This window comes from Mycobacterium sp. NPDC003449 (assembly GCF_053588415.1).
The window spans coordinates 1-8,075 of the sequence record NZ_JBSFPX010000260.1 but is presented as its reverse complement, the minus strand read 5'-3'; the positions used below and the strand labels follow the sequence as shown (position 1 = coordinate 8,075).

At 66.0% G+C, this 8,075-nt stretch carries 7 protein-coding genes; 6 read left to right on the top strand and 1 reads right to left on the bottom strand.

All coding sequences use genetic code 11. The features are described 5' to 3' along the window. Window positions 1–207: 207 nt before the first annotated feature. Both ACWDTP_RS35645 and ACWDTP_RS35640 read left to right on the top strand, forming a co-directional pair. A complete protein-coding gene (locus tag ACWDTP_RS35645) occupies window positions 208–786 on the top strand; it encodes a sigma-70 family RNA polymerase sigma factor (protein ID WP_450027933.1) in 579 nt (192 codons plus the stop codon). Beyond that, the gene (locus tag ACWDTP_RS35640) at window positions 779–1,933 is read left to right on the top strand and encodes an anti-sigma-D factor RsdA (protein WP_450027932.1); all 1,155 of its coding nucleotides are present in this window, start codon (window positions 779–781) and stop codon (window positions 1,931–1,933) included. The genes ACWDTP_RS35645 and ACWDTP_RS35640 overlap by 8 nt, the downstream gene beginning before the upstream one ends. Here the strand turns inward: ACWDTP_RS35640 and ACWDTP_RS35635 are convergent. Beyond that, complete coding sequence (locus ACWDTP_RS35635; RefSeq protein ID WP_450027931.1) at window positions 1,930–2,334, bottom strand: DUF5319 domain-containing protein; 405 nt, start codon at window positions 2,332–2,334, stop codon at window positions 1,930–1,932. The two genes, ACWDTP_RS35640 and ACWDTP_RS35635, sit on opposite strands and share 4 nt — an antisense overlap. A 141-nt stretch (window positions 2,335–2,475) precedes the next feature. Here ACWDTP_RS35635 and guaB point away from each other — a divergent pair, with 141 nt between their 5' ends. The 4 genes from guaB to ACWDTP_RS35615 form a co-directional block, all read left to right on the top strand. Beyond that, window positions 2,476–4,017 (top strand): IMP dehydrogenase, encoded by a 1,542-nt coding sequence (gene guaB, locus ACWDTP_RS35630; protein WP_450027930.1) that lies wholly within the window; start codon window positions 2,476–2,478, stop codon window positions 4,015–4,017. 16 nt (window positions 4,018–4,033) lie between these two features. Beyond that, complete coding sequence (locus ACWDTP_RS35625) at window positions 4,034–5,170, top strand: GuaB3 family IMP dehydrogenase-related protein (RefSeq protein WP_450027929.1); 1,137 nt, start codon at window positions 4,034–4,036, stop codon at window positions 5,168–5,170. Window positions 5,171–6,185: 1,015 nt separating this feature from the next. Then, complete coding sequence (locus ACWDTP_RS35620; RefSeq protein WP_450027928.1) at window positions 6,186–6,422, top strand: MbtH family protein; 237 nt, start codon at window positions 6,186–6,188, stop codon at window positions 6,420–6,422. A gap of 182 nt (window positions 6,423–6,604) precedes the next feature. Further along, on the top strand, window positions 6,605–8,075 hold a 1,471-nt coding region (locus ACWDTP_RS35615; protein WP_450027927.1), incomplete at its 3' end, for a condensation domain-containing protein.

Genomic DNA, 8,075 nt, shown 5'->3' with positions numbered 1-8,075 from the left:
CGCCGATCTCGGCCGCCTCATGTGCGGCGCTGCCGATATCGGCGAGATCCGCGATGTCAGCGCCGAGACGGTGCGGCGCAGAGGCGGGATGTGGTCGGGTCGCCGGTCCGGCGCGGGCCGGGTCGCACTTGATTGATCGTTATTGTTTAGCTGGACCAACCGACCTGTGAGCGTCGGTGCTACGTAACGCTGGAGATATCGCCCACGATGACAAGTTCGGGAGACCGTCTCGACGCTGTCGTTGCTGAGGCAGTGGCCGGCGATCGGAACGCGCTCCAGGAAGTGCTGGAGATCATCCGGCCGATCGTCGTCCGTTACGTGCGGGCGCGGGTCGGCGCGACGGAGCGAAGTGGTCTATCAGCTGATGACGTCGCGCAGGAGGTGTGCTTGGCCGCCATTACGGCGCTGCCGCGCTACAAAGATCAGGGACGCCCGTTCCTGGCCTTTGTCTACGGCATCGCCGCGCACAAGGTTGCCGACGCGCATCGCGCGGCGGCCAGGAACCGGGCCGAACCCACCGATGTGGTGCCGGAGCGGTTCTCCCTGGACGCTGGTCCCGAACAGTCCGCACTCGACTCCGAAGCCTCGGCGCGGATGGCCAAACTGCTCTCGGTGCTGCCCGAGAAACAACGCGAGATCCTCATTCTGCGCGTCGTGGTCGGGATGAGCGCCGAGGAGACCGCCGAAGCCGTCGGCAGCACCGCGGGCGCCGTCCGGGTGGCCCAGCACCGGGCGTTGACCAGGCTCAAGACGGAGATCATGGCGACGGGGCGGGACCATGCCTGACTTCGGCCGCTGGACTTCCAATGGTGGTGATCCCTCACTCAACGAGATCAACCGCTCCGAACGATTCATCGAGGCGCTGTCGCTGGACCGGCCGGTCTATTCGACCGATGCGGAGGAGGCCGAACTGGCCTATCTGCTCGCCGGATGGCGCGACGACGCCCGGCAGGCACCGATGTCAGACATCGCTCCGCCGCGCGAGGCGGTCGCGGCACTCAACCGTGGCACCAACCGCACCCGCAGCCGCTTTCCGATGGCGGTGATCGGGTCGGCCGCGGCCGCGGTGCTGTGCCTCGGCGGTTTCGGCGCCGCGGTGTACGGCGCCGGGCCCGGCGATGCCCTTTACGGGTTCCGCAGCGCGCTCTTCGGCACCCAGCAGCCGACCCGGGGCGTCCAGGTCGAACTCGCCTCCACCGAACTGCAGCAGGTCCAGCAACTGATCGACCAGGGCGACTGGCAGCAGGCTCAGCAGAAGCTGCAGACCATCACCACCACGGTCGCCACCGTCCAGGACGCCGAGCAGAAGCAGGAACTGGTCACTCAGTGGCAGCAACTGTCGGTGAAAGTCGAGAACCGCGACCCGGCCGCGACGGTGCCGCCGGACGCTCCGCCTCCAGTGCTGCCCGAGGTGACGGTGACCGAGACTCCGTCCACGACGCCGCCCAGCGAGCTGTCGGTGACGAGCGTGCCGTCGTCGGTGACCAGCCCATCGGAGCCGACCAGCCCGACCTCCCCGACGACCTCGCCGACCAGCCCGACCAGCCCGACGAGTCCGACCACCGGTTCGTCGGAGAGCACCGAGCCGTCGAGCAGCACCGAACCGAGCCCGACCGCGCCCACGTCGACGAGCCAGGTGTCCGAGGTGCCTGCGACATCGGCCACGACGGTGACGGTGCCGACCGAGACGCCGACCCCGACCCAGGCCCCCACCTCGACCGTCGCGATCGAGGAGCCGACCTCGCAATCCGTGGTGCCGCCGTCGGAGCCCGAGACCCGCACGGTCACCACGGTCACCACCGTGCCGCCGGCGACCATCCCTACCGCCGAGGCACCGGCGCAGCGCGGCGGTGCCGGCGGCGGGCGTCAGCAGGCACCCGAGCAGCCGACCGTCGAAATACCCCTGCTACCAGGGCTGGGTGGCGGCGGTTAGCGGTAGCCGTCGGATTCCGAGGTGGCCTCGTTGAGGGAGGCGTCGGCGTAACCGCGGCAGTAGTCCCACGTCACATAGGCGTCGGGTTCGGGGTCGTAGGCCGGCTCGTGCGGGCGCACGGTGCCGTCCACCAGAAGCTGCAACAAGTTTGCGCGGAGCATGTCCCAGTCGTGGTAGTGATCCTGCTGGCATTCGTCACAGCAGACGACCAGACCGCGAATTCCTTTGTGTGCCAACAACGCTTCGTACACGGCCAGATCGGCGAGGTCGGCCTCGACTGCCGTCCGCTCCTGAGGGTCCAGTGGCTGGCCCGGCTCTATCGCGTCGAGCGCGGCCGAGGGGTCGGCCGGATCGTCGGCGAAGGGGTCGGGTGGCAAACCAGGGGGAAGGTGGTCACGCACGTGTCCCACATTACGCAGCCCTACAGGTATCGCGCCAGCCGTCGCCATCCGCAACGAAGCGGCAACATCACGGCGGATGGAAGAGCCGATAGGATCGGGTCATAAGCTCTGCGACCGCGCCTGTATCTGGAGGCCCCGCCCATGTCGATCGCTGAAAGCAGCGTTCCCATCGCCGTACCCGTGCCGACCGGCGGCGACGATCCGACGAAAGTCGCGATGCTCGGCCTGACGTTCGACGATGTGCTGCTGCTGCCCGCCGCATCGGACGTGGTGCCCGCCGCCGCGGACACCTCCAGCCAGCTCACCCGCAAGATCCGGCTGCGGGTGCCGCTGGTCAGTTCGGCGATGGACACCGTCACCGAGGCCAGGATGGCCATCGCGATGGCCCGGGCCGGCGGTATGGGCGTGCTGCACCGCAACCTTCCGGTCGCCGAACAGGCCGGGCAGGTGGAGACGGTCAAGCGGTCCGAGGCCGGGATGGTCACCGACCCGGTCACCTGCTCCCCGGACAACACCCTGGCCGAGGTCGACGCCATGTGCGCGCGGTTCCGGATCTCGGGGCTGCCGGTGGTCGACGACACCGGCGAGCTGGTCGGTATCATCACCAACCGGGATATGCGCTTCGAGGTCGACCTGTCCAAGCCGGTCTCGGAGGTGATGACCAAGGTCCCGCTGATCACCGCCCAGGAGGGGGTGTCCGCGGAAGCTGCCCTGGGCCTGCTGCGCAGGCACAAGATCGAGAAGCTGCCGATCGTGGACGGGCACGGCAAGCTGACCGGGCTGATCACGGTCAAAGACTTCGTCAAGACCGAACAGTTCCCGCTGTCCACCAAGGACAGCGACGGCCGGCTGCTGGTCGGTGCCGCGGTCGGCGTCGGCGACGACTCCTGGACCCGGGCGATGACCCTGGTCGATGCCGGGGTCGACGTGGTCATCGTGGACACCGCCCACGCCCACAACCGCGGCGTGCTGGACATGGTGCACCGGCTCAAGACGGTGGTCGGGGACCGCGTCGAGGTGGTCGGCGGCAACGTCGCGACCCGCGCCGCCGCCGCCGCGCTGGTCGAGGCCGGCGCCGACGCGGTCAAGGTGGGCGTCGGGCCCGGATCGATCTGCACCACCCGCGTGGTCGCCGGGGTCGGCGCCCCGCAGATCACCGCGATCCTGGAGGCCGTTGCGGCCTGCAAACCGTTCGGCGTCCCGGTGATCGCCGACGGCGGCCTGCAGTATTCAGGCGATATCGCCAAGGCGCTGGCCGCGGGCGCGTCGACGGCCATGCTGGGTTCGCTGCTGGCCGGCACCGCCGAGTCGCCGGGTGACCTGGTATTCGTCAACGGCAAACAGTTCAAGAGCTACCGCGGTATGGGTTCGCTGGGCGCCATGCAGGGGCGGGGCTCGCAGAAGAGCTACTCCAAGGACCGCTACTTCCAAGACGATGTGCTCTCCGAGGACAAGCTGGTGCCCGAGGGCATCGAGGGTCGGGTGCCGTACCGCGGGCCGCTCTCGACGGTGGTGCACCAGCTGACCGGTGGCCTGCGCGCCGCCATGGGCTACACCGGCGCGGCCAGCATCGAGCAGTTGCAGCAGGCGCAGTTCGTGCAGATCACCGCGGCGGGCCTGAAGGAAAGCCACCCGCACGACATCACGATGACCGTCGAAGCGCCCAACTACTACACCCGCTAGGGGACATTGACTCGTCATGCGTGACACGGTTGAAATCGGCATGGGCAGAACCGCCCGCCGGACCTATGAGCTCGACGACATCACGATCGTGCCGTCCCGGCGCACCAGGTCGTCGCAGGATGTGTCGACGGCCTGGCAACTCGACGCCTACCGCTTCGAGATCCCCGTCGTGGCACATCCCACCGATGCGCTGGTGTCAGTCGAATTCGCGATCGAACTGGGCAGGCGGGGCGGGCTCGGCGTGCTCAACGGCGAGGGACTGATCGGCCGCCACGCCGATGTCGAGGACAAAATCGCCCAGGTCCTGGATGTGGCCGCCACGGCCACCGATGACTCGGCCGCGATCCGGCTGCTGCAGCAACTGCACGCGGCACCCCTGGATCCCGACCTGCTCGGTGCCGCGGTGGCCCGCATCCGCGACGCGGGGGTGACCACGGCGGTGCGGGTCAGTCCGCAGAATGCGCAGGCACTCACCCCGACGCTGGTCGCGGCGGGCATCGACCTGCTCGTCATCCAGGGCACCATCATCTCCGCCGAACGGGTCGCGCAGGACGGTGAGCCGCTGAACCTCAAGACGTTCATCTCTGAGCTGGACGTTCCGGTGGTCGCCGGCGGCGTGCTCGATCACCGCACCGCACTGCACCTGATGCGTACCGGGGCGGCCGGGGTGATCGTCGGCTACGGTTCGACGAGCGGGGCGACCACCAGCGACGAGGTGCTCGGCATCAGCGTGCCGATGGCCACCGCGATCGCCGACGCCGCGGCGGCGCGCCGCGAATACCTCGATGAGACCGGCGGCCGCTATGTGCATGTGCTTGCCGACGGAGATATCCACAGTTCCGGCGATCTGGCCAAGGCCATCGCCTGCGGTGCCGACGCGGTGGTGTTGGGCACCCCGCTGGCGATCTCGGCCGAGGCGCAGGGCGGAGGCTGGTTCTGGCCCGCGGCCGCCGCGCACCCGTCCCTGCCGCGCGGTGCACTGCTGCAGGTGGCGTTGGACGAGCGGCCCGCGCTCGAACAGGTCCTCGCCGGTCCGTCCGATGACCCGTTCGGTTCGCTGAACCTGGTCGGCGGCCTGCGCCGGTCGATGGCCAAGGCCGGCTACTGCGATCTCAAAGAGTTTCAGAAGGTCGGCCTGACCGTCGGATCGTGACGTTGCATTTGGTCGGCCGTCTGGGAGTTACTTGCCGGTAGCGTGATTCGCGCCGGATGGAGCCGGCCCCCGGGCGTGTCGGCTTCGATTGTTACTTGGCCGCAATAAAAGTGCGTCATGGCCGCCGGGAGACTGTCGAGCCGAGTCCTCGGGTCGCCGAGCCGCGGTTCGCCGAGACGGGCTTCGCTAAGAATTTGAGATTGCACCGACTGCTCATCGATACGACGGCGCGGCCGCCGGCGACAGTCACGAGCACGGCGGCTTCGGAGAGGTGATCGGCGCAAGGAGAGCCAGGCGTGCCATGCCGTGGCGGCTGTGATTTAGGCAAATTCCGTTGTGACTCAATTATCTTCGAGCGACTCACCAGGAGCAGTGGCTGATGCTGCCCTGATCAGGGCATTTCGGTCCGCCGTATCGGTGGCCGACCTCCATCCGCGGATAGGCTAAATACTCTGCTGTCCAGAGCAGCTCGGCCATCTCGAGCCGATAGTCGGAAGTGGTACTGCCGCAGCGGGTGCCGGCTCCAATCCCTGATTCGGTGCGGAAGTGCTGAGGGAATCCGAATTGTTCAGTTGCGCAACAACTTTAGTCTCTCGATTGATGTCTGCCGATCGTCCCGCCCAGCGCCCTCGGTGCGGTCGTCAAAGTTGTCGAAGCGTCGGCGTCAGGCGGCGCGGCCCGCCATCGGCAGTGGTGGGTGCCTTCGAGGGCGAGTGCGGGCCCGCCCCCCTATCTATTGACCCGTACGTAAAACGTTCAGAATACTGCGATTTCGGCAAATGCTCCACCAATTGCGGTTTTTACATCTGCCGGCGTGGGTGTCTTTTATTCCGAACCCGGGTATACCCGGTGCCATGCGTTCGATGTATCGCCGGTGCAGGTGGGTCGGCGAGTTTGTGCCCGACCATGTGGTGCATTGCTCAGCTACCCGTGTTACGGTGCCCGTGGATTGTCGAATCGATCCAATCATGCTGGAACATAGGCAAATACAAATGCCTTACTGACGGGGAGAACAGTGTCGACGAGCCCTTTTGACGACGAGGATGGACAGTTTTTCGTCCTGTCGAACGCTGAACTGCAGCACTCTTTGTGGCCTGCGTTCAGTGCCGTGCCAGGTGGCTGGCATATCGTTCACGGCGGGCCTGGCGGAGTCAGCCGGCAATCCTGTATGGAGTTCGTCGACGCGAACTGGACCGACATGCGTCCAAAAAGCTTGCAGGATGCAATGAGTGGAGACCTCGCGGACAAGTAGGCCGCGGTCGTCGCCGCAATCCTGTTTTATTCCCTCGCCGGTCGCGTCGTCGGTCGGCGTGCCGAGTGGTGCCGTTGATCCACGAAGGCGCCCCGGCCGGCAGTGCCGGAACATCTAGTGCTCACACCCGCAGCATTCGTCGGTGTGTCTGACGTGGCTGCGCATCGAAGACCAGGAACCAAATGACTCAGTCGCCAGTTATTGACACGCTTCTTCCGTTTTCGTCTGCCCAGCTTGAGGTTTGGTTCAAGGAAATCTCCACTGGTGTGTCGTTCAATATCGCGCACTTCATCGAGGTCAACAGTCCGGTCGACTACGACCTGTATGATGCGGCTACTCGCGGTGCGTACACCGACTTCGGATTGGACACGCGGATCGTGTTCGCCGACGGTCTTCCGCACTATCGGGAAGACGAGACCTACGGTATCGAGATCACCCGCGTCGACTACCTGGACTTCACCGGTGACAGTGATCCGGAGAAGGCGGCCCTGACCTGGATGGGGGACGATGCGCGCCGCGTGCTGGATTTAGAGACGGAGTTCCCGCTGCGGAGCGCGGTTCTGCGGGTCGGTGCCGAACGCTACTTTCTGTACGGCAAGGCCCATCACGCCGTCGCGGACGGGATTGGCGGGATCATTCTGGCCACCCGGCTGTGCGACAGGTACAACGCCCTTGTGGAAGGCCGTGACCCCACCCCGTTCGAGCCGTTGAGCCTTCGCGAGATCTATCAAGAGGAACGCAAGTACCTGGGCAGCGACCAGCACCACCGGGACCGCGAGTACTGGTCGACGAAAGTACAGGACTTCCCCGAGGACACCAGCCTCGCCATCCGACGCGGTGTGCCCTCCGCCCTGGTGCACCGGGTCAGCCGGGAGGCTCCTGGTGAGACGTTGGCTCTGCTGATGAGGGTCGCCGAGCAATGCGCATGCAGCCCAGCGAGGTTAGCGGTCGCCGCATTCAGCTCGTTCCTGGCGCGGATGACCGATGCGGCAGAGGTCGGCCTGACATTGCCGGTCGCTGCTCGTCCATCCGCTGGGCTGATGGTATCGGGCGGGATGCTGGCGAATGCCCTGCCGATTCGCATCCGGCTCGACAGGCAAACAACTTTCGGTGACCTGATCAAGAATGTCCGGGCCGAAATGAAAGGCGCGCAAGGTCACCAACTGCTGAGATACCCCGAAATCGCGCAATTGATGGACCGAGAAGGCGGCGTCGTCGGCAGCTTCGGGCCAACTGTGAGCCTGGAATTTTTCAACCAGGAGTTCACGTTTGGCGAAGCACGCGGGAATTACCACATTCTCTGCTCGGGTGTGATCGACGATCTCCAGCTCAATGTGCACCACGGCGGCGGCTCGTCGCCGCTGTCCGTCGACTTCCTGGGCAACGCCAATCTGTACTCGGAGGCAGAGCTGGCCATGCACCACGAGAGGTTTCTGCATTACCTGCACGCGTTTCTGTCCCACTACGCCGACGACGCCCCGGTGCAGTCCGTTCCGCTCTGGCTGGCTGGTGAGCGGGAACGGTTGGAGTTGTTGAATTGTGGGCCCGAGGTGTCGTTTGGTTCGGGGGTTGTTGATGTAGGGGTGTTGTTGGGTCGGGTTGATGGTGGCTCGGTTGCGGTGGTTGCTGATGACGGTGTGTTGACGTATGGGC